This is a genomic window from Paraburkholderia sp. BCC1885, from assembly GCF_900996235.1.
Lineage (GTDB): Bacteria > Pseudomonadota > Gammaproteobacteria > Burkholderiales > Burkholderiaceae > Paraburkholderia.
Genome location: NZ_CAAJGM010000219.1, coordinates 194,894 through 215,524, shown reverse-complemented (window position 1 = coordinate 215,524; position 20,631 = coordinate 194,894). Strand labels below are relative to the sequence as shown.

Below are 20,631 nucleotides of genomic sequence, written 5' to 3'. Positions count from 1 at the left end.
TCTCGCGCCGTTCAGGGGGAGCGCGAGACAGCCTTCCAGCGGGGTCGAGGGTTTGAATGGAAAATTTGGGTAAGGAAGCTATGAAAACAATCAAGCGAGCCCTCATGGGCGGGCTGGCGCTTACCGGACTGCTCTTCGCTGGCGCTGCGCTGGCCGTGGGCGACAGTCCGGGAGGCCCCGCCGTCAACGAGATCAACCTCCAGCCGCCTGCTACCGCTATTGCTGAGGAGCTCTATCACCTGCACTCCTTCATGTTGATCCTGTGTACCGTGATCTTCGTGGGCGTGTTCGGGGTGATGTTCTATTCGGTCTTTGCTCACCGCAAGTCGAAAGGCCACAAGGCCGCCCATTTCCACGAAAGCACCACGGTCGAAATCATCTGGACGATCGTCCCATTCATCATCGTCGTGCTGATGGCGCTGCCCGCCACCAAAACCGTGGTGGCGATGAAGGACACCACCAACTCCGACCTCACCATCAAGGTGACCGGCTACCAGTGGAAGTGGGGCTATGACTACGTCAAGGGTCCGGGCGAGGGCATCAGCTTCCTCTCCACGCTCGCCACGCCGCGCGCCGAGACCGACGGCCAGCAGCCCATCTCGGATACTTACCTGCAGGAAGTCGACAACCCCCTCGTGGTTCCGGTCGACAAGAAAATCCGCATCATCACCACGGCGAACGACGTGGTCCACTCCTGGTATGTGCCGGCCTTCGGCGTGAAGCAGGACGCGATTCCGGGCTTCGTGCGCGACACGTGGTTCAAGGCCGACAAGACCGGCACCTTCCGCGGCTTCTGCACCGAACTGTGCGGCAAGGAGCACGCGTTCATGCCGGTGGTGGTCGAAGTGCTTTCCGCCGACGACTATGCGAAGTGGGTCGACGACCAGAAGAAGAAAATGGCCGCTGGCGCCGACGATCCCAACAAGACCTACACCTTGGCCGAGTTGATGGAGCGTGGCGGCAAGGTCTACGCGTCGAACTGCGCGGTCTGCCACCAGCCCACCGGCAAGGGCGGCGGCGCCTTCCCGGCGCTCGACGGCAGCAAGATTGCCAATGGCCCGATCGCCCAGCACGTGAGCATCGTGCTGAAGGGCAAGAATGCGATGCCGTCGTGGGCGCCGACCCTGAACGACGTCGAGATCGCGTCGGTCATCACCTTCGAACGTAACTCGTGGGGCAACCACACCGGCGATATTCTTCAGCCGAAGCAGGTCGCGGACGCCCGTAACGGCAAGCTGCCGGAAGGCGGCGACCACCTCGCGGCGGCGGCAGCGGGCGCGAGCGGCGCAGCGGCAGCCTCGGATGCAGGCGCGGCCAGCGCGGCTCCGGCGGCCGGTGCTGCGGACAACTCTGCGTCGCAGGCGGCTGCGTTGCCGGCCAGCGTCTATTTCGATACCGGCAAGAGCACGCTGCCGGACGATGCGAAGGCCGCGGTCAGCGCAGCGGCGGATTACGCCAAGGCGCATCCGGATGCGAAGTTCACGCTGTCAGGCTTTACTGACGCGACCGGCTCGGCCGACGTCAACGCGAAGCTGGCAAAGAGCCGCGCCGAAGCCGTGCGCGATGCGCTGAAGGCTGCCGGCATTGCTGAAGATCACATTATTTTAAAGAAACCGGAAACGGTCACCGGCGGTAGCGACGCCAAAGAAGCCCGGCGAGTCCAGATCAGCCCGGCTGCCTGACGTGTTCATGGTCAGTACGCAGAATCAGCTTTAGGAGATTGTCATGTCTAGCGTTGGACACGATGTAGTTGCGGGCCACGAGCACGTCCACGGTGACCCCCATGCTCATGGGACGCCGCACGGCTGGCGTCGCTGGCTGTATGCCACCAATCACAAGGATATCGGTACGCTGTACCTGATCTTCTCGTTCACCATGTTCCTCTCCGGGGGCGTGATGGCGCTGTTGATCCGTGCCGAGCTGTTCGAACCGGGTCTGCAGATCATGCGTCCCGAGTTCTTCAATCAGTTGACCACCATGCACGGTCTGATCATGGTGTTCGGCGCGATCATGCCGGCCTTCGTGGGCTTTGCGAACTGGATGGTGCCGCTGCAGATCGGCGCCTCGGACATGGCCTTCGCGCGCATGAACAACTTCAGCTTCTGGCTGCTGCCGGTGGCGGCGGTCCTGCTGGTGGGTTCGTTTTTCGCGCCCGGCGGCGCCACGGCTGCGGGCTGGACGCTGTACGCGCCGCTTTCCACGCAGATGGGGCCGGGCATGGACTTCGCGATCTTCGCGGTCCACCTGATGGGCGCCTCGTCGATCATGGGCGGCATCAACATCGTGGTGACGATCCTGAATATGCGCGCGCCGGGTCTCACGCTGATGAAGATGCCGATGTTCGTGTGGACGTGGCTTATCACCGCTTACCTGCTGATCGCCGTGATGCCGGTTCTGGCCGGCGCGATCACCATGCTGCTGTTCGACCGCCACTTCGGCACGTCGTTTTTCAACGCGGCGGGCGGCGGCGATCCGGTGATGTACCAGCATATCTTCTGGTTCTTCGGACACCCCGAGGTGTACATCATGATCTTGCCGGCGTTCGGGATCGTCTCGCAGGTGATCCCGGCCTTCGCGCGCAAGCCGCTGTTCGGCTATAGCTCGATGGTGTACGCCACGTCGTCGATCGCCATTCTGTCGTTCATGGTCTGGGCGCACCACATGTTCGCCACCGGCATGCCGGTGACCGGCCAGTTGTTCTTCATGTACGCCACGATGCTGATTGCCGTGCCGACCGGCGTGAAGGTGTTCAACTGGGTGGCCACGATGTGGCGCGGTTCGCTCACCTTCGAAACGCCGATGCTGTTCGCGGTGGGCTTCCTGTTCGTGTTCACGTTCGGCGGTCTGACGGGCCTGATGCTCGCCATGGCGCCGCTCGACATCCAGTATCACGGCACCTACTTCGTGGTGGCGCACTTCCATTACGTGCTGGTGGCGGGCTCGCTGTTTGGTCTCTTCTCCGGCTGGTACTACTGGTCGCCGAAGTGGACCGGCTGGATGTACAACGAGACGCGCGGCAAGATCCACTTCTGGGCCTCGATGATCTTCTTCAACCTCGCCTTCCTGCCGATGCACTTCGTGGGTCTTGCAGGCATGCCGCGTCGTTACGCAGATTATCCGGCGCAGTTCACCGACTGGAACCAGGTCATCACCATCGGCGCGTTCGGTTTCGGCCTCGCTCAGGTGTACTTCCTGTTTGCGGTGGCGCTGCCGGCTTACCGTGGCGGCGGCGAACTCGAAAAGGCCGGCGACAAGCCGTGGGACGGCGCAACGGGCCTCGAATGGACCGTGCCGAGCCCGGCTCCGTTCCACACGTTCGAAAATCCGCCGACCGTCGAATAACGTTTGAAGTACCGAGAAACTCCAGCATGACCCGCAATCCACCACGACGACGAACGCCCGAGGAAATCCGCGCGGGCAACCTGCGGCTCGGCCTGATCATGCTGGCCATCGCCGCCGCGTTTTTTGTGGGGATCTTCGTCAAACGGAGTTTCTTTTCCTGATGATCACGTTGTCGTAGGCGAAGGAAGATGACGGTAATGAGCGACAACGGTGGTAGTGGCGATAACCGCGACGGCAGCCGGAAGAGCAGCTTCGGCCAGTCGATGAAAGCCGTGTTCTGGGCTTTTTTCGGCGTGCGCAAGCGGCGCGACCTCGAAGCGGACGCCACGCAGCTTAATCCGCTGCATGTGCTGGCGGCGGCGCTGATCGGCGCGGCGATTTTTATCGGCATCCTGATTCTGGTGGTGCGCGCGGTGGTGGCTTAAACCGTCAGGCGTGAAGCAGGAGAGGCAGCGGCCGGGCAGCAACAAATAAGCAGCAGCGAAGCAGCAACTAGCAAGCGGCCACGAAACAACAAGAAGAGTGAAGCGGCGCGGTATCGACGCACCGCCGACGAGACAGCCGGACGCAACCGGATCAGCGAAATAACTGGACTGAAGTGGAGAATCAAGAATGAGCGGTCAAAACGAGAGCCCGTACTATTTCGTACCGCATCCGTCGCGGCATCCGATCAGCGCGGCCATCGGTCTGCTGGTCATGCTGTCCTCGCTTGCGGCCTGGATCAATGGCGAGAGCTGGGCGCCCATCACGGTGCTGGCCGGCTTGCTATGGCTGCTCTTCACCTTGTGGCACTGGTTCGGCGACGCGATCTCCGAGTCCGAAGGCGGCATGTACGGCAAGAACGTCGACAAGTCGTACCGCTGGAGCATGAGCTGGTTCATCTTCTCCGAAGTCATGTTCTTCGGCGCATTTTTCGGCGCGCTGTTCTACGCCCGTCAAATCGCCATGCACGAGCTGGGCAGCCTCGATTACAAGCTGATCTGGCCGGATTTCACGGCGGTTTGGCCGAACATCGGACCGGCGACGCTGGTGTCGCACTTCAAGTCCATGCAACCGTGGCCGGTGCCGACCATCAACACGGCGCTGCTGCTTTCGTCGGGCGCGACGTTGACGGTGGCTCACCACGCGCTGCGTGAGAATCATCGCAACAAGACCATCGCCTGGCTGGCCGCGACGGTGCTGCTGGGACTGTGCTTCCTGTTCCTGCAGGGCTTCGAGTACTACCACGCGTACAACGAACTGAACCTGACGCTGTCGTCGGGCGTGTACGGCTCGACGTTTTTCCTCTTGACCGGGTTCCACGGCTTCCACGTGTTCCTCGGCGGCACGATGCTGACGGTGGTGCTGGTGCGCCTGATCCGCGGCCACTTCACGGCGGATCACCACTTCGCCTTCGAAGGCGCGGCCTGGTACTGGCACTTTGTGGACGTCGTGTGGCTTGGGCTGTACGTCGTCGTCTACTGGCTGTGAGGTGATTGCACAACCGGCTGTAACGCCTGTCCGGCCCGCGCGTGGTCATTGCTACCGGCTGCGCGCGGATGACCGGGTTGCCGGGTTCGCTGCACGCCGCGGAGCCGAGGCGTAGTATGCAGGCCGACGCAGCGCCGCCCTCGACCGTGTCGGGGCGGCGTTTTGTTTCTAGGGACGGATTGCGTTGATGGCGCGCGCGACCGTTTGCAGACCGCGTGTTTCGTGGCTTTAGGCCTGCCGGCGACTCAGCGGCTCAGCGGCTCAGCGCGTGGCGACCGGCCTAGCGGCCTGGCGGCCTAGCGGCCTGGCGGCCTAGCGGCCGTAAGGAATACCGGTCGACTGAATCCAGCCCATCCAATGCGCAAACAGGATGAACAGGAACAGCGAGATTGACAGGCCCACACGGGTGGCCAGCGACCAGACCATGCGTTTCGTCTTGCCCTTGTCGTGCATCATGAAGTACAGCGCCGAGGCCATACTGGCAATGATGAGCGCAAAGGCGATGGGAACAAGAATGTGCATGAAATCGGCTGAAATTCAGGGGCGCGAAAGCAATATGGCTATTATCGCACCGTGCGTTGTGTCGCGTGGAGCAGGGAGGCCGGTGCAATGAAGATCCGCTGGTTGCCGGCGCTGCTGATCCTGATCGTCGTGGCGGTCACGCTGCGGCTGGGTTTCTGGCAGCGTGATCGCGCGCATCAGAAAGAGGCATTGCAGGCTCACATCACGCAGTTCGAAAACGCGCCGGCCGAGCCGGTCGGCGCCGCGCCGGTCGCGCTGAAGGACATCGAGTTTCATCGCGTGCGCGCTCGCGGCAGTTTCGTCGCCGGTAAAGTGGTCTATCTCGACAATCGGCCGTATAACGACCAGCCGGGCTTTTACGTCGTGATGCCCTTTAAACTCGTCGATGGCGGTTATGTGTTGGTCAATCGCGGCTGGCTGCCGCGCAATATCGCCGATCGCAGCACGATCGAACCGTATGTCACGCCGGCGGGTCAGATCGAGATCGAAGGCATTGCACGCGCCGACGCCACGCGCGCGTTCGAACTGGGGCAGGGCGGCTCGGCCGCGCACCAGTCGATCCGCCAGAATCTGGACGTGGAGGCTTACGCCGCCGAAACCGGCCTGCCGTTGCAGCCGTTCGTGATCGAGCAGTTGAGCGACGACGGCGACAAGCTCGTGCGCGACTGGCCGGCGCCGAATACCGACGTCGAGCGCAACTATGGCTACATGTTCCAATGGTGGGGCATGGCGGTCGCGGCGCTGGGGTTCGGCCTGTATGCCGCGCGCCGCGCAGCGAAGAAAGAGCACGCGCCCAGCACCCCAAATTGAAAGAGGCCCCGTAGTGTCGACGCAATCTCCCCGTTCGCCGCAAGCCGGCAAATCCGCGACGCCCGCGGCTCCGGCGGTCTCCGCAGCCTCCGCAGCCTCCGCGTCCACGTCCGGCCAGCCGCGCGGCAAGGGCTCCTGGAGCCGCGGCCGCTGGATGATGCTGCTGATCGCGCTCGTCTGCGCCGCGCCCGTGATCGGCTCTTACTTCGCGTATTACGTGGTCAAGCCCTCCGGCGGCACCACCAGCTACGGCACGCTGGTCGAACCGCAGCGGCCCATCCCGGACGGCCTGGTGGTGACCGGCGACGACGGCAAGCCGCTCAAACTCGCGTCGCTGCGCGGCAAGTGGCTGCTGGTGTCCGTCGACAGCAGCGCGTGCGACAAGGCCTGCGTGACCAAGCTCTACTTCATGCGCCAGGTGCGCGCGACGCAAGGGCCAGAGCGCGAACGGGTCGTCGAAGTCTGGTTGCGCACGGATGCCGGCAACGTGACCGATGTGATCGAAAAAGCCTATCCGGACACCCGCAAGCTGATCGCCGATCCGGCCGCGCTCGCCGCCTGGCTGCCGGTCGATGCCGGCACGAGCATGACCGATCACATCTTCGTGGTCGATCCGAACGGCAATCTGATGATGCGTTTCCCGAAAGATCCGAACCCAAGCAAGATCAAGGGCGACATCACCAGGCTGCTGAAGTGGTCGAGTATCGGTTGATGCGGCGTTTTAACGCACAAAAAGGTGTACCGCGGATTGAACCGTCTGTAGCACCATTGGGCCGCTACGTTTTTATCGCGACAAGGTAGAGAGATGTTCGTATTGCAACTGGGCCTGATTGGCTTGTGCATTGCGTTGTTGCCGCTGTCCTATATCTGGGTCAAGGCCGACGACAACAAATTCCGCAAGCTGGTCTGGGTGACCACCTTTCTGACGCTGGATCTGGTGATGTTCGGCGGTTTCACGCGCCTGACCGACTCCGGGCTCGGCTGCCCGGACTGGCCCGGCTGCTACGGCACGTCCTCGCCGTTCATCGCGCATGCGGCGATCGCGGCGGCCAATCAGGCCATGCCCACCGGCCCGGTCAGCATGAGCAAGGCGTGGATCGAGATGATTCACCGCTATTTCGCCATGGCGATCGGCGTGCTGATCGTCGCGCAGATGGCGATTGCGTGGATCGCGCGTATCAAGCGGCGGCCGCTGCATGTGTCGCCGTGGTGGCCCACTTCGTTGCTGCTGCTGATTCTCGTGCAGGGCGCGTTCGGCGCGTGGACGGTGACGCAGAAGTTGCAGCCCGTGATCGTGACGACGCACCTGCTGCTGGGACTCGCATTGCTCGGCACGCTCGGCTGGCTGGCGGCGCGCCAGACGCCGTTACCCGCATACGAACCCGAAGCCGCGAACTGGCGGCCGGCCGCGCTCGTCGGCCTCGTGCTGCTGGTGGTGCAGATCGCGCTGGGCGGCTGGGTCAGCACGAACTACGCCGTGCTCGCCTGCACCGACTTCCCGACCTGCAACGGCCAATGGATTCCGCCGATGGATTTTGCCCATGGCTTTCATCTGTGGCGCGCGCTCGGCATGACCGGCGACGGCGAGATGATCACCCAGGACGCGCTGGTGGCGATCCACTGGACGCACCGGACCTTTGCGATCGTCGTGATCGCCTATCTGCTCTGGTTTGCGCTGAAGGTGCGCCGCTTCGAATCGCTGCGGCGGCCGGCCAACGGCGTGCTGCTGGTGGTGCTGATCCAGTTCATCACCGGGCTTTCCAATATTGTCCTGCAATGGCCGTTGCCCATTGCAGTCGCCCATAACGGCGGCGCCGCAATCCTGCTGCTGCTGCTCGTTATGCTAAACTTTCGAATCGCTTATAGCCGTCCCGGCCGCGCCGCCTTGCTCGCGCGCGATGCCGCGCCAGCGTGACCCCCATGGACAGCACAACTCTTTCCCAGACCCCCGGTAGCCGGATTTCCCAATACATCGCGCTGACCAAGCCGCGCGTCACGCAGCTTGCCGTGTTTTGCGCGGTGATCGGCATGTTCCTGTCCACGCCCGGCATGGTGCCGTGGACCGCGCTGATCGGCGGCACCGTCGGCATCTGGTTGCTGGCCGCCGGCGCGTTCGCCATCAATTGTCTCGTCGAACAGAAGATCGACGCGAAGATGCGCCGCACTTCCTGGCGTCCGTCCGCACGCGGCGAAATCACGACCGGGCAAATCCTGCTGTTTTCGGCCGTGCTCGGCGGCCTCGGCATGTGGACGCTTTACACGTTCGCCAATCCGCTGACCATGTGGCTCACCGTCGCCACGTTTGTCGGCTACGCGGTTATCTACACGCTGCTGCTCAAGCCGGCCACGCCGCAGAACATCGTGATCGGCGGCGCTTCCGGCGCCATGCCGCCGGCGCTCGGCTGGGCCGCGGTCACCGGTCACGTGCCGGGCGACGCATGGATCCTCGTGCTGATCATTTTCGTATGGACGCCGCCGCATTTCTGGGCGCTCGCGCTGTATCGCCGCAAAGATTATGAGAACGCTGGCCTGCCGATGCTGCCGAACACCCACGGCGAGCAATACACGCGGCTGCATATCTTCCTGTATTCGGTGATCCTGTTCGCGGTCACGATGATGCCGTTCATCTCCGGCATGAGCGGCGTGGTGTACCTGGTGTCGGCGGTGCTGCTCGGCGCCGTGTTCCTCGCCTACGCGTGGAAGATCTATCGCGAGTACTCCGATCTGCTCGCGCGTCAACTGTTCCGTTACTCGATCATCTATCTGTCGCTGCTATTCGCCGCGCTGTTGATCGATCACTACGCACGTGCCCTGATCGGCGCGTAACACCATGCTCACAAACCGGTTAGCGCGCCTGGCGCGCGCCGCCTTGATGGCCTGTGCGCTTGGCGGCGCGGTTCTGGCCTCGGGTTGCGGCAAACCCGCCCCTTCGTTCCAGAACGTCGACATCACCGGCAATACGCAGTTCGGCACGGATTTCTCGCTGCCCGACACCAGCGGCAAGACGCGCACGCTCGAAGACTACAAAGGCAAGGTGGTGGTGCTGTTTTTCGGCTACACGCATTGTCCGGATGTCTGCCCTACGACGATGGCCGAACTCTCGCAGGCGTTGCAGCAACTCGGTCCCGCAGACGCAAGCCGCGTCCAGGTGCTGTTCGTCACCGTCGATCCCGAGCGTGACACCGCGCCGTTGCTCGCGCAGTATGTGCCGGCCTTCAATGCATCGTTTGTCGGTTTGCGTCCCGCTGACGAGGCGCAGCTCACCAAGGTGACCAAGGACTTCCGCGTCTACTACGCGAAGGTACCGGGCAAGACGCCGGCCAGCTACACGATGGACCACACGGCGGCCAGCTACGTTTTCGATCCCGACGGCAAGCTGCGGCTTTTCGCCCGCGACGGCCAGGGCGCCGCGCCTTGGGTGCACGATATCAAGCTGTTGCTGGGTTAAGCCCCGGTTACACGCTTGCTTCTCTTCCCAATGGCCGCATGCGGCCGTTTTGGGTTCAATAGGCGGCACGCCGTCAGGTGCCGCCCGCTTTTCACCTGAATTGACATCTGAAATCTGACATCGATCAGAACCACCGAGAACAGCATGCAGCGCAGAAATATCCTCAAAGCCCTCTCCGCAGTCGTCGCCACCGCAGCCCTCGTGACCAGCTTCTCCGCCCAGGCCGATGACAAGGTCATCAAGGTCGGCACCATTAGCGGTCCCGATGCGCAAATCTGGGCCGTGGTCCAGAAAGTGGCGCAGCGCGAAGGCCTGAATGTGAAGGTCATCGAATTCAACGATTACGTGCAGCCGAACGCCGCGCTCGACGCGGGCGATCTGGATGCCAACAGCTTCCAGCATCAGCCCTATCTAGATAGCCAGGTGAAGCAGCGTGGCTATAAGATCGTCAGCGCGGGTCTGACGTATATTTCGCCGCTCGGCATCTATTCGAAGAAATTCAAGTCGCTGAAGGACCTGCCGCAAGGCGCCAAGGTCGCGGTGCCGAACGATCCGTCCAATGAGAACCGCGCGCTGCTGTTGCTGCAAGCGCAAGGCGTGATCAAGCTGAAGGCCGGCGCGGGCACCAACGGCAACAGCGCGACGCCGCTCGACGTCGCCGACAACCCGAAGAAGGTGAAGCTGGTCGAACTCGACGCCGCGCAACTGCCGCGTTCGCTGTCCGACGTCGACGCCGCCGCGATCAACACCAACTACGCGCTGGCCGGCGGCCTGCAGCCGACCAAAGACGCCATCGCGCTCGAAGACATCCACAGCCCCTACGCGAACCTGATTGCCGTGCGCACGCAGGACAAGGACAAGCCGTGGGTGAAAAAGCTGGTGGCGGCTTATCAGTCCGAGGACGTGCGCCAGTTCATCAAGACGCAGTTCAAGGGCTCGGTGGTGCCGTCGTTTTGAGCATGCCGTGAGCGCGGTTTGGAGGCATGGCTAGCTATGGCCATCACAAATCGCGCTCCCAACGTTCCACCGTCAGCTCGTGGCCGAAGCGTGCCTCCGGTGCCGAACTGGCGCAGACAAAACCGGCGCGCTCGCAGAGCCGCCGCGATTCGGTGAGCGTCGTGACGGTCGATAGCGTCAGCTTCGCGTAGCCCGCGCGCCGCGCGAAGCGCGTGCATTCTTCCACCAGCTGCGCGCCGATACCGAGCCGGCGCATGTCGGGCTCGACAAACAGCATCTCGATACGCGCCTCGCTGGCCGACACCTCCATCACGAGCGCCGAACCGACCACCTGGTCGTCCTGTTCGGCAATCCAGCAAATCTCCCGCACCGGATCGTCATTGCGCGTGAAGTCGCCGGTGGTCCGCGCCAGCCATCCCTCGAACGATTGATCCCAACCGTATTCGCTCGCGAACAGGACCGCTTGCCGGTGCACCAGCCAGCCATATTCGCCGGCGCGCGGCGCCCGCAAGGTGATGATGCCGCGCCGTGGTTGCTCGTCGAGCAGGCGTTCGACCAGCTTCATCGCCCCGATCAACTGGTCCTGCGAACTGCCGGTAAGGCGTCCCAGCATGGCGAGCACTTCCTCGATCGCAGCTGTTTCGAGCGGTTCGTAGGCGGCGTGGCCTACTTCGGTCAATGAAATGAGCGACTGCCGGGCGTCGCTCTCCGAAGGGCGCCGCGTAATCAGATTGCGGCGCTCGAAGCTCGTCAGCAGACGGCTCAGATAGCCACTGTCGAGTCCCAGATTGCGGGTCAGGACCGCGGCGGTTTGCGCGCGTCCGCGCGCCAGTTCGTGCAGTACGCGTACCTCGGTCAGCGAGAACGCGCTCTTTTGCAGGCGTTCGTGCAGTGCGCCAATGTGCTTCGTATAAAAGCGATTGAAATGGCGGACTGCCTCAGCGTGCCGCAGCGCTGTGGAATCGGTCAACTTACGGCTCCCCGAAGGTTTTGTGATGGAGACGGAGTTCTATATTGGATGCCATCCTATATAAAAGCCGCAAATTTTGCTGATAAGCCATACCACCGATGGATTGGTAATACAAAAAAAGTAGCAAGGTGATGTAAGGCGCTCTGTGCGGTAGCGAACCAGTGGTTCGCTACATGGGCGGCCCTTATCCCGAATACGGGTAAATACCGATCGCCATTGGCAGCCCGAAACGCCCGATGAATCGCGGTTATTCCCTTTTCTATCAAGGCTTTGCGGTCAATCCATGGTCCATGGAACAACTCGATTGACTGGTATTATTGTGGTTATATAATGGGCTCTCATTTCGTAGCCCGCGCTCTTCCCTCCGAGATCTTCCCGAGCCCTATGGAAACACGCTGGTCCGCATTGATGCCTGACGCCCGCAACGTCACGCCGCTCTATTTGCAACTCGCGCGCAACCTCGCCACGGCAATCCACTGCGGTGTCTGGTCGGCGGGTGAGGCGTTGCCGTCGGAGCGGACTTTGTCGGATGCGATTGGCGTGTCGCGCATTACCGCGCGCAAGGCGATTGAGCTGCTGGTCGAGCAGGGTCTGATCCGGCGGGCGCGAGGCGCGGGCAGCTTCATCACGCCGCGCGTGGAAGATCCGCTGTCGCGGCTCACCGGCTTCACGAAAAAGATGCAGCAACGCGGCTTTCGGCCGGACTCGGTGTGGCTCGAACGCGGTATCCGCCCGGCGAATCGCGACGAGCTGGTGCACCTCGGCCTGTCGCCGGGCGCGGCGGTTACGAGCCTGCGGCGTTTGCGGCGCGCGGACGGCATCGTGATGGCGGTCGAACATTCGGCGCTGCCGGCGGCCGTGGTGCCGGACCCGCAGGCCATCGGCGTGTCGCTGTACAGCTATCTGGAGCAGCGCGGCAAGGCGGTGGTGCGCGCGCTGCAACACTTTCGCGCGGTCAATGCCACGAGCGAGATTGCTGCGCTAATGGATGTCGAAGCGGGCTCGGCGCTGCTGGTGATTACGCGCATCGGTTACAGCGCCGACCAGCGCGCCATCGAATTGACGGACACCTATTGCCGGGACGATTACTACGACTTTGTCGCCGAGTTGCGTCAATGAATGCTCATTGATCCAGCCGTACCAGCGCGGTACCGGTCCGATCCTCGCGCAATGATGAAGGGCGCGGATTCGTAACCGAGGGCCGCCGAGGACAACCGCGTTGTCCACCGAATTGTCAACGTAAGCACTACGTATCATCAGAGAGACTCATGCTGACCGGAAACATACTCACCACCGATGGGTGGATTCACGGCACGCTCGAATACGAAAACGGCCGCATCACGTCGCTCGCCGGTGATCGCGTCGATCCGTCGACGAACGACGCGCCCTACATCCTGCCGGGTTTCATCGATCTGCACGTGCACGGCGGCGGCGGCTCGGACGTCATGGAAGCGGGCAACGCCATCGAAACGATCACGCGCACGCATGCGCGCTTCGGCACCACCAGCCTGCTCGCCACGACGATGACCGCGCCGCGCGAAGAGCTGATGAGCGTGGTGGCCAATCTCGGCGACGTCGCCCGCGTGCGCACGCCGGGCGGCTCGCGCGTGCTGGGCGTGCACCTCGAAGGTCCGTATATCAATCCGGGCAAACTCGGTGCGCAGCCGGACGCGGCGGTGTCCGCGGTGCTCGACGAAGTGCTGAAGTATCTGTCCATCGCGCCGATCCGCGTGGTCACCATCGCGCCGGAAATTTCCGGCCACATGGACATCATTTCTGAGATCGCGGCGCGCGGCGTGCGCGTACAGTTGGGCCATTCGCTCGGCACATACGACGACGCCGTCGCGGCGCTCAAGCATGGCGCGTGCGGCTTCACGCATCTGTTCAACGCGATGTCGCCGCTGCATCACCGCAATCCCGGCATGGTCGGCGCGGCGCTGGCGCATGCCGAATTCGCGGAAATCATCCCCGATCTGCTGCACGTTCATCCGGGCGCGATCCGCGCCGCCATGCGGGCGATTCCGCGTGTGTACGTGGTGACCGACAGCACCTCGGCCACCGGCATGCCGGATGGCGAATACCGCCTCGGCAGCCAGCATGTCACGAAGTGTCTGGGCGGCGTGCGTCTTGCCGACGGCACGCTCGCGGGCAGCACCCTGACGATGGATCAGGCGCTGCGCAATCTGGTATCGATCGGCCTGCCGATGGCCGATGTTTCAAATCGTTTGTCGCGCTATGCCGCCGACTATCTCGGTATCGAAGACCGCGGCCGCATCGCCCGCGGTGCGTGGGCCGATCTGGTCGTGTTCGATCGTGAACTGGCGCTGAGCGCGACCTACGTCGAAGGAGAATCAATTGTCGAATATGCTTAACGAAGCGCTGGCGTCCGCCGATGTGGTCGCCGCGCAACTTGCGGATACATCACGCGTCGAGGCGCTCGCGCAGAAGCTCGCGGAACGTCCGCGCCATGTCGCGCTGACGGTGGCGCGCGGCAGTTCGGATCACGCCGCGAGCTATTTTGCGAGCCTGGCCATGAGCCGGATCGGCGTGCCGGTCGCTTCGCTGCCGATGTCGGTGGCGACGCTGCAGCAGGCGCCGCTGCAGGTGCGCGACCAACTCGCGGTGGCGTTCTCGCAATCCGGCAAGAGCCCGGATCTGGTGGGCACAATGGCCGCGCTGCGCGAAGCCGGCGCGCTGACGGTGGCGGCGGTGAACGCGCCGCAGTCGCCGCTGGCCGACGCGTGCGAATGGCATCTGCCGCTCGTCGCCGGCCCCGAGTTGAGCGTCGCGGCCACCAAAAGCTATATCGCGATGCTGTCGATTTCCGCGCAACTGGTGGCGCACTGGCAGCGCGACGAAACCCTGCTGGGCGCGCTGCGCGACCTGCCTGACGCTTTGCGGCGCGCCGGCCAGCTGGATTGGAGCCAGGCCGTCGAAGAATTGCGCGGCGTCGAACGCATGATCGTGATTGGCCGCGGACTTGGCCTCGCGATCGCGCAGGAAGCGGCGCTCAAGCTCAAGGAGACCTCGGGCATCCAGGCGGAGGCGTTTTCCAGCGCGGAAGTGCGCCATGGTCCGATGGAACTGATCGACCGCGACTACCCGCTGCTGGTATTCGCCCCGCGCGGACCCGAACAGGCTGGCCTGATCCAGCTCGCCCGCGACATGCAGGCACGCGGCGCACGCGTGCTGCTGGCCGCGCCGGACGACGTCCCGGAAGCCACCTTGCCGCTCGTCACGACGGCCCACGCGGCGCTCGACCCGATTGCCGCCATTCTTTCCTTTTATGTGATGGCTGCTGGTCTTGCTGCCGCACGCGGACGCAATCCCGATGCGCCGCGCCATCTGAATAAAGTCACCGAAACTCACTGATCGAGAAATCAGATGCGCCGTGTTGAGGAGTCCCGTTTGATGAGCCATTCCCAAGGCCATATTGTTTTGCTCGCGCCCATGACCGGTCGGGTCGTGCCGCTCGCGAACGTGCCTGACCCGGTGTTTTCGGGCGGCATGTTCGGCGATGGCATCGGCCTCGATCCGCTGGTCGGCCAGCTCGTCGCGCCGTGCGACGGCGTGCTCACGCATCTGGCGCGTACCGGCCACGCAGTGACGCTCGCGACGGCCGAAGGCGCGGAAATTCTGCTGCATATCGGTATCGATACAGTCGAACTGAATGGCCGCGGTTTTGTGCCGCTGGTCGAGCAAGGCGCCCACGTGCGTGCCGGCGACGTCCTGATCGAATTCGATCAGGACGTGGTGGCATGCAACGCGCCGAGCCTGGTGTCGGTGATCGCGATTGCCAATTCGGATGCCTTCGAAATCGTCGAACGCGCGGAAGGCGGCCTGCTGAAGGCCGGCGAAACGCCGTTGCTGGTGCTGCGTGCGCGCAGCGGCGCGGCGGCGCAAGCCTCGCGCAGCGCCACCAACGTCACGGAAGAAGCGCGCCGAACGGTCACGCTGATTCACGCCGGCGGCCTGCATGCGCGGCCGGCGGCACGCGCGCGCGAAGCGGCGCGCGGTCTCGATGCGCGCGTCGAAGTGCGTTACGAGGGCCGTAAGGCGCCGATCGAAAGCATTGTGGGCCTGCTTGGCCTCGGCGCGGGTGAAGGCGCGACGGTCGAGATTCTCGGCGTCGGTGCGCAAGCCGCGGCCGCGGTCGAGGCGGTCGCGCACGAGTTGCTTCGTGAAGCACATGGCGAAGCGGAAGAGAAGCCCGCAAGGCAACTCTCGCCGGCGCCACAGGCCGTGGCGCAGACAGGCGGTGCGCCGCTCGCGCCCAACACGCTGATGGGCGTTTGCGCGGCGCCGGGCGTCGCGGTCGGCAAGCTGGTGCGCTGGGACGATGCGGATCTCGATCCGCCCGAGCTGGCAGCGGGCGCGTCGGCGGCGGAAAGCCGTCTGCTCGACAAGGCGCTTGCCACCGTCGACGCCGAATTGCACACCACCGTGCGCGACGCCTCGCAACGCGGCGCACATGGCGAAGCGGGCATTTTCGCGGTGCATCGCGTCCTGCTCGAAGACCCCACGCTGCTCGACATGGCGCGTGACCTGATCAGCATCGGCAAAAGCGCGGGCTATGGATGGCGCCAGGCGATCCGCACGCAGATCGCCGTTCTGACCCAGGTTGAAGACGCGCTGCTCGCCGAGCGGGCTGCCGATCTGCGCGATCTGGAAAAGCGCGTGCTGCGCGCCCTCGGCTATTCGAACAGCGCGGCGCGCGTGCTGCCGGACGAAGCCGTGCTGGTGGCCGAAGAATTCACGCCTTCGGATCTGTCGTCGCTGGACCGTTCGCGTGTGACGGCGCTCGTCATGGCGCGCGGCGGCGCGACATCCCACGCGGCGATCCTCGCGCGGCAAAGCGGCATTCCGGCGCTGGTGGCGGTGGGCGACGCCGTGCACGCCATTGCCGAAGGCACGGAAGTCGTGGTGGATGCCACATCAGGGCGGATGGAATTCGCACCGACGGCCGGCGACGTGGAACGCGCCCGCCACGAACGCACGCGTCTTGCCGGCGTGCGCGAAGCGAACCGCCGCACCTCGCAACAGGCCGCCGCGACGGCGGATGGCCACGCGGTCGAAGTGGCCGCGAACATCGCCACGCTGGACGACGCGAAGACGGCGGTCGAGAACGGCGCCGACTCAATTGGTCTGCTGCGCACCGAACTGCTGTTCATCCACCGCGCTTCGGCGCCGACTACGGAAGAGCATCGCCAGAGCTATCAGTCGATCGTCGACGCGCTCGCCGGCCGCACCGCGATCATCCGCACGCTGGATGTCGGCGCGGACAAGGAAGTCGACTATCTGACGCTGCCGCCCGAGCCGAATCCTGCGCTCGGCCTGCGCGGCATCCGCCTCGCGCAAGTGCGCCCGGATCTGCTCGACGACCAGTTGCGCGGCCTGCTGGCGGTGCAGCCGCTCGGCGCCGTGCGCATCCTGCTGCCGATGGTGACCGACGTCGGTGAGCTGATCCATCTGCGCAAACGCATCGACGAATTCGCCCGCGAAATCGGCCGCACCGATCCGATCGAAGTCGGCGTGATGATCGAAGTGCCGTCGGCGGCCTTGCTCGCCGATCAACTGGCGCAACACGCGGATTTCCTCTCGATCGGCACCAACGATCTGACGCAATACACGCTGGCTATGGACCGCTGCCAGGCGGACCTCGCCGCCCAGGCCGACGGCCTGCATCCGGCCGTGCTGCGCCTGATCGCGGCGACCGTGCAGGGCGCGAACAGGCATGGCAAATGGGTGGGCGTGTGCGGCGCGCTGGCGGGCGATCCGCTGGCCGTGCCGCTGCTCGTCGGCCTCGGCGTGACCGAGCTGTCGGTGGATCCGGTGTCGGTGCCGGGCATCAAGGCGCGAGTGCGCAACCTCAATTATCAACTGTGCCAGCAACGCGCCCAGGACGTCCTGGCGCTGCCGTCGGCGCAGGCGGTAAGAGCAGTGAGCCGCGAAACCTGGCCGCTGGACTGATCCCAAAAAAGTCCACGGTGCAATTTCGCGAAATAACCACGTAAAGCTACGACTCAACGACGAGACGAAGGATTGGAGGTGTAAATGGACGGTAATCCGTTTCTGAAGGTGCAGCGGCTCGGCCGCGCGCTGATGCTGCCGATTGCAGTGCTGCCGGTTGCCGGCTTGCTGCTGCGACTCGGCCAGCCCGATGTGTTCAACATCAAGATGATCGCCGACGCGGGCGGCGCGATTTTCGACAACCTGCCGCTGCTGTTTGCCATCGGCATCGCGGTCGGCTTCGCGAAGGACAACAACGGCGTGGCGGCGCTGGCCGGCGCGATCGGTTATCTGGTCGAAATCGCGGTGATGAAGGACATCAACGACAAGCTCAACATGGGCGTGCTGTCGGGGATCGTGGCCGGTCTGGTGGCGGGGATGCTGTACAACAAGTACAAGGACATCAAACTGCCCGATTACCTCGCGTTCTTCGGAGGGAAACGCTTCGTGCCGATTGTCACGGGGGTGACCTGTCTGGTGATCGGCATTGTGCTCGGCTATGTCTGGCAGCCGGTGCAGTCCGCGATCGACATGGCCGGCCACTGGCTGACCACCGCGGGTGCCATTGGCGCATTCGTGTTCGGCGTGCTGAACCGCCTGCTGCTTGTCACGGGCCTGCATCACATCCTGAATTCGCTGACGTGGTTCGTGTTCGGCACGTTCACGCCGCCGGGCGGCGGCGCGGCGGTGACGGGCGACCTGCACCGCTTCTTCGCGGGCGACCCGACTGCGGGCACCTTCATGACGGGCTTCTTCCCGGTGATGATGTTCGGTCTGCCGGCCGCCTGTCTCGCGATGTTTCACGAGGCGCCGAAGGAACGCCGCGCGATGGTCGGCGGCCTGCTGTTCTCGATGGCGCTCACCTCGTTCCTGACGGGCGTGACCGAGCCCATCGAATTCAGCTTCATGTTCCTCGCACCGGTGCTGTACGCGATCCACGCGCTGCTGACGGGCATTTCGCTCGCCGTCTGTTCGGCGCTCGGGATTCACCTCGGCTTCACGTTCTCGGCCGGCGCAATCGACTATGTGCTGAACTACGGCCTGTCGACCAAGGGCTGGTGGGCGCTGGTGATCGGCGCGATCTACGCCGTCGTCTACTACGGCCTGTTCCGCTTCTTCATCCGCAAGTTCAACATGGCGACGCCGGGCCGCGAGCCCGCTGCCGCCGAAGAACAGGTTGCCTCGTTCGACAAGGGCGGTTTCGTCGCGCCGGCAGCGGCGGCTGCGGTTCCGCGCGCGCAGCGTTATATCGCGGCGCTGGGTGGTGCGGCGAATCTGTCGCTGGTGGATGCCTGCACGACGCGTCTGCGTCTGTCCGTGGTGGATCCGGCCAAGGTTTCGGAAGCCGATCTCAAGACGATCGGCGCGCGTGGCGTATTGAAGCGCGGCGCGACCAGCGTGCAGGTGATCATCGGACCGGAAGCGGACATCATCGCCGACGAAATCCGCACGGTGATTGCTCAGGGCGGTGGCGTTCAAGCACAGCCGGCCGTGTCGGCGGCAGCCCCTGTGGCGGCCGTAGCAGCGGCGCCGGTTGGCACGGCGCAAAGCGGTCCGCTCGATCCCGAGCCGACCCGCTGGCTTGCCGTGTTCGGCGGTGCGACCAACATCGTTTCGCTGAACGCCGTCGCCTCGACCCGTCTGCGTATCGTGGTGACGGACCCGACCGCGGTGGATCGTCAGCGTCTCGCCGCGCTCGACGTGGCGTGGATTTCGCCGGATACGTTCCATATCGTCGTCGGGGAAGCTGCACAGCGTTACGCGCAGCAGTTGTCGGCACGTTTGCCGACGGGTGGCGCAGCGGGTGGAGTTTCGCCGCAACTGGCGTGATGAGCCTTGCGACGGAGGCAGCGGTGAGCGCCTCCGTATAGCAGTAGATAGCAGTAGAGAGGCCAAAAAAAGAGCGGCGCCCTTGAATCGGGGCGCCGCTTTTTTCATGCTTTTTTATTTACCGCTTGCTGTTCGAGCAGGCGCGAGGTCCGTGTGGATCGGTCCGGTCCAGGACCGTGCCGCACAGGCGTTACGCGTATTCGTTCAGCGCACCGCGCATCTTCTTCATGGCGCTGACTTCGATCTGGCGAATCCGCTCGGCCGATACGCCGAATTCGTCGGCGAGGTCATGCAGCGTGGAACCGCCCGAACCGTCGTCTTCGACCTGCAGCCAGCGAGCCTCGATAATGCGGCGGCTGCGTGCGTCCAGCGATTCCAGTGCGCTGGCGATGCCGTCGCTCTGCAGCTTGTCGCGCTGACGCGCGGCGAGCACAGCCGTCGGTTCGCTATGCGAATCGGCCAGATAGGCGATGGGCGCGTAGGATTCTTCACCGTCCTCGACCTGGCCTTCCAGCGCGATGTCGCCGCCGGACAGACGCGTTTCCATCTCGGCCACTTCCTCGCGCTTCACGTTCAGTTCTTTGGCGAGGCCTTCGATCTCGTCCGGCGTGAACGCGCCCAAGCCCTGCTTGTGGCTGCGCAGGTTGAAGAACAGCTTGCGCTGCGCCTTGGTGGTGGCGACCTTCACCATGCGCCAGTTGCGCAGGATGTATTCATGAATCTCGGCCTTGATCCAATGCATGGCGTACGACACGAGACGCACGTTCTGCTCCGGATCGAAGCGTTTCACGGCCTTCATCAGACCGATATTGCCTTCCTGGATCAGGTCGGCATGCGGCAGACCGTAACCCAGATAGTTACGCGCGATCGAAACCACCAGCCGCAGGTGCGACAGGACAAGGCGGCGCGCAGACTCCAGATTGGCCTGGTCGCGGAATTCAGTGGCGAACTGGCGCTCCTCCGCCGGCGTCAGCATCGGAATCCGGTTCACGGCCTGGATGTAGGCGTCGATATTGCCCAGTTGGCCGGGCAGCAGCGAAGAATGCGAGAGCGCCAGTGCACCTGCCGAAGCGGCCTTAGCCGACGACGGGCTCAGAGTACTCGGAAGGGTCATTGCGTTGCTCACGTGGAAAACTCCTTGCAATCAGCAAAATAGCCTGGTCGAACTTCGACCTCAGCGTGGATGTTAGCACTCTGATTTACCGAGTGCTAATACTTAGAGTAAGTGGGGGTATCCTGGTTCCCTGCTGGCTATTGAAATTTGGATTTCAAT

The 20,631-nt window shown here is 63.8% G+C and carries 19 protein-coding genes; 16 read left to right on the top strand and 3 right to left on the bottom strand.

Features of this window, described 5'->3' with window-relative positions; genetic code table 11:
- The first annotated feature begins 56 nt into the window (after nt 1–56).
- The 5 genes from coxB to FQ755_RS25555 all read left to right on the top strand — a co-directional run bounded on the left by coxB (nt 57) and on the right by FQ755_RS25555 (nt 4,812).
- Entirely contained in the window at nt 57–1,682 is a 1,626-nt protein-coding gene (gene coxB, locus FQ755_RS25570; RefSeq protein WP_144157791.1) for a cytochrome c oxidase subunit II, read from the top strand.
- A 43-nt stretch (nt 1,683–1,725) separates the two neighbouring features.
- A complete protein-coding gene (ctaD, locus tag FQ755_RS25565; RefSeq protein WP_144157790.1) occupies nt 1,726–3,342 on the top strand; it encodes a cytochrome c oxidase subunit I in 1,617 nt (538 codons plus the stop codon).
- Nucleotides 3,343–3,368: 26 nt separating this feature from the next.
- A complete protein-coding gene (locus FQ755_RS37845; RefSeq protein WP_222105783.1) occupies nt 3,369–3,503 on the top strand; it encodes a cytochrome oxidase small assembly protein in 135 nt (44 codons plus the stop codon).
- 36 nt (nt 3,504–3,539) lie between these two features.
- Nucleotides 3,540–3,767: a DUF2970 domain-containing protein gene (locus FQ755_RS25560; RefSeq protein WP_144157789.1), complete on the top strand. Its 228-nt coding sequence runs from the start codon at nt 3,540–3,542 to the stop codon at nt 3,765–3,767.
- 187 nt (nt 3,768–3,954) lie between these two features.
- Nucleotides 3,955–4,812, top strand: a complete 858-nt coding sequence (locus FQ755_RS25555; protein ID WP_144157788.1) for a cytochrome c oxidase subunit 3 — start codon at nt 3,955–3,957, stop codon at nt 4,810–4,812.
- Between the two features lie 312 nt (nt 4,813–5,124).
- On the opposite strand, the gene FQ755_RS25550 is transcribed toward FQ755_RS25555, so the two are convergent.
- The gene (locus FQ755_RS25550; RefSeq protein ID WP_090684914.1) at nt 5,125–5,334 is read right to left on the bottom strand and encodes a twin transmembrane helix small protein; all 210 of its coding nucleotides are present in this window, start codon (nt 5,332–5,334) and stop codon (nt 5,125–5,127) included.
- Nucleotides 5,335–5,421: 87 nt separating this feature from the next.
- On the opposite strand from FQ755_RS25550, the gene FQ755_RS25545 reads away from it, so the two are divergent.
- From FQ755_RS25545 to FQ755_RS25520, 6 genes are all read left to right on the top strand, one after another.
- Nucleotides 5,422–6,144 (top strand): SURF1 family protein, encoded by a 723-nt coding sequence (locus FQ755_RS25545; RefSeq protein WP_144157787.1) that lies wholly within the window; start codon nt 5,422–5,424, stop codon nt 6,142–6,144.
- A 13-nt stretch (nt 6,145–6,157) separates the two neighbouring features.
- Nucleotides 6,158–6,856, top strand: a complete 699-nt coding sequence (locus tag FQ755_RS25540; protein WP_144157786.1) for an SCO family protein — start codon at nt 6,158–6,160, stop codon at nt 6,854–6,856.
- A 93-nt stretch (nt 6,857–6,949) separates the two neighbouring features.
- Nucleotides 6,950–8,059 carry a COX15/CtaA family protein gene (locus FQ755_RS25535; protein WP_144157785.1) on the top strand — a complete coding sequence of 370 codons (1,110 nt, stop codon included), beginning with the start codon at nt 6,950–6,952 and terminating at the stop codon, nt 8,057–8,059.
- A 5-nt stretch (nt 8,060–8,064) separates the two neighbouring features.
- Nucleotides 8,065–8,970, top strand: coding sequence for a heme o synthase (cyoE, locus tag FQ755_RS25530; RefSeq protein WP_144157784.1), 906 nt, complete (start codon nt 8,065–8,067; stop codon nt 8,968–8,970).
- A 4-nt stretch (nt 8,971–8,974) separates the two neighbouring features.
- Nucleotides 8,975–9,592 carry an SCO family protein gene (locus FQ755_RS25525; protein ID WP_144157783.1) on the top strand — a complete coding sequence of 206 codons (618 nt, stop codon included), beginning with the start codon at nt 8,975–8,977 and terminating at the stop codon, nt 9,590–9,592.
- Between the two features lie 144 nt (nt 9,593–9,736).
- On the top strand, nt 9,737–10,549 hold the full coding sequence (locus tag FQ755_RS25520) for a MetQ/NlpA family ABC transporter substrate-binding protein (protein ID WP_144157782.1): 813 nt from the start codon (nt 9,737–9,739) through the stop codon (nt 10,547–10,549).
- Nucleotides 10,550–10,592: 43 nt separating this feature from the next.
- Here FQ755_RS25520 and FQ755_RS25515 read toward each other — a convergent pair whose 3' ends face one another.
- The gene (locus FQ755_RS25515; protein ID WP_144157781.1) at nt 10,593–11,519 is read right to left on the bottom strand and encodes a bifunctional helix-turn-helix transcriptional regulator/GNAT family N-acetyltransferase; all 927 of its coding nucleotides are present in this window, start codon (nt 11,517–11,519) and stop codon (nt 10,593–10,595) included.
- Nucleotides 11,520–11,903: 384 nt separating this feature from the next.
- Here FQ755_RS25515 and FQ755_RS25510 point away from each other — a divergent pair, with 384 nt between their 5' ends.
- From FQ755_RS25510 to nagE, 5 genes are all read left to right on the top strand, one after another.
- Nucleotides 11,904–12,638 (top strand): GntR family transcriptional regulator, encoded by a 735-nt coding sequence (locus tag FQ755_RS25510; RefSeq protein ID WP_144157780.1) that lies wholly within the window; start codon nt 11,904–11,906, stop codon nt 12,636–12,638.
- Nucleotides 12,639–12,787: 149 nt separating this feature from the next.
- Entirely contained in the window at nt 12,788–13,891 is a 1,104-nt protein-coding gene (gene nagA, locus FQ755_RS25505; RefSeq protein ID WP_144157779.1) for an N-acetylglucosamine-6-phosphate deacetylase, read from the top strand.
- Nucleotides 13,884–14,891, top strand: a complete 1,008-nt coding sequence (locus tag FQ755_RS25500) for an SIS domain-containing protein (protein WP_144157927.1) — start codon at nt 13,884–13,886, stop codon at nt 14,889–14,891. Before nagA ends, FQ755_RS25500 begins: the two co-directional genes overlap by 8 nt.
- Before the next feature lie 12 nt (nt 14,892–14,903).
- Entirely contained in the window at nt 14,904–17,489 is a 2,586-nt protein-coding gene (ptsP, locus tag FQ755_RS25495) for a phosphoenolpyruvate--protein phosphotransferase (protein ID WP_144157778.1), read from the top strand.
- A gap of 84 nt (nt 17,490–17,573) precedes the next feature.
- The gene (nagE, locus tag FQ755_RS25490) at nt 17,574–19,358 is read left to right on the top strand and encodes an N-acetylglucosamine-specific PTS transporter subunit IIBC (RefSeq protein WP_144157777.1); all 1,785 of its coding nucleotides are present in this window, start codon (nt 17,574–17,576) and stop codon (nt 19,356–19,358) included.
- A gap of 190 nt (nt 19,359–19,548) precedes the next feature.
- Here nagE and rpoH read toward each other — a convergent pair whose 3' ends face one another.
- Nucleotides 19,549–20,484: an RNA polymerase sigma factor RpoH gene (gene rpoH, locus FQ755_RS25485; protein WP_144157776.1), complete on the bottom strand. Its 936-nt coding sequence runs from the start codon at nt 20,482–20,484 to the stop codon at nt 19,549–19,551.
- Nucleotides 20,485–20,631: the final 147 nt, after the last annotated feature.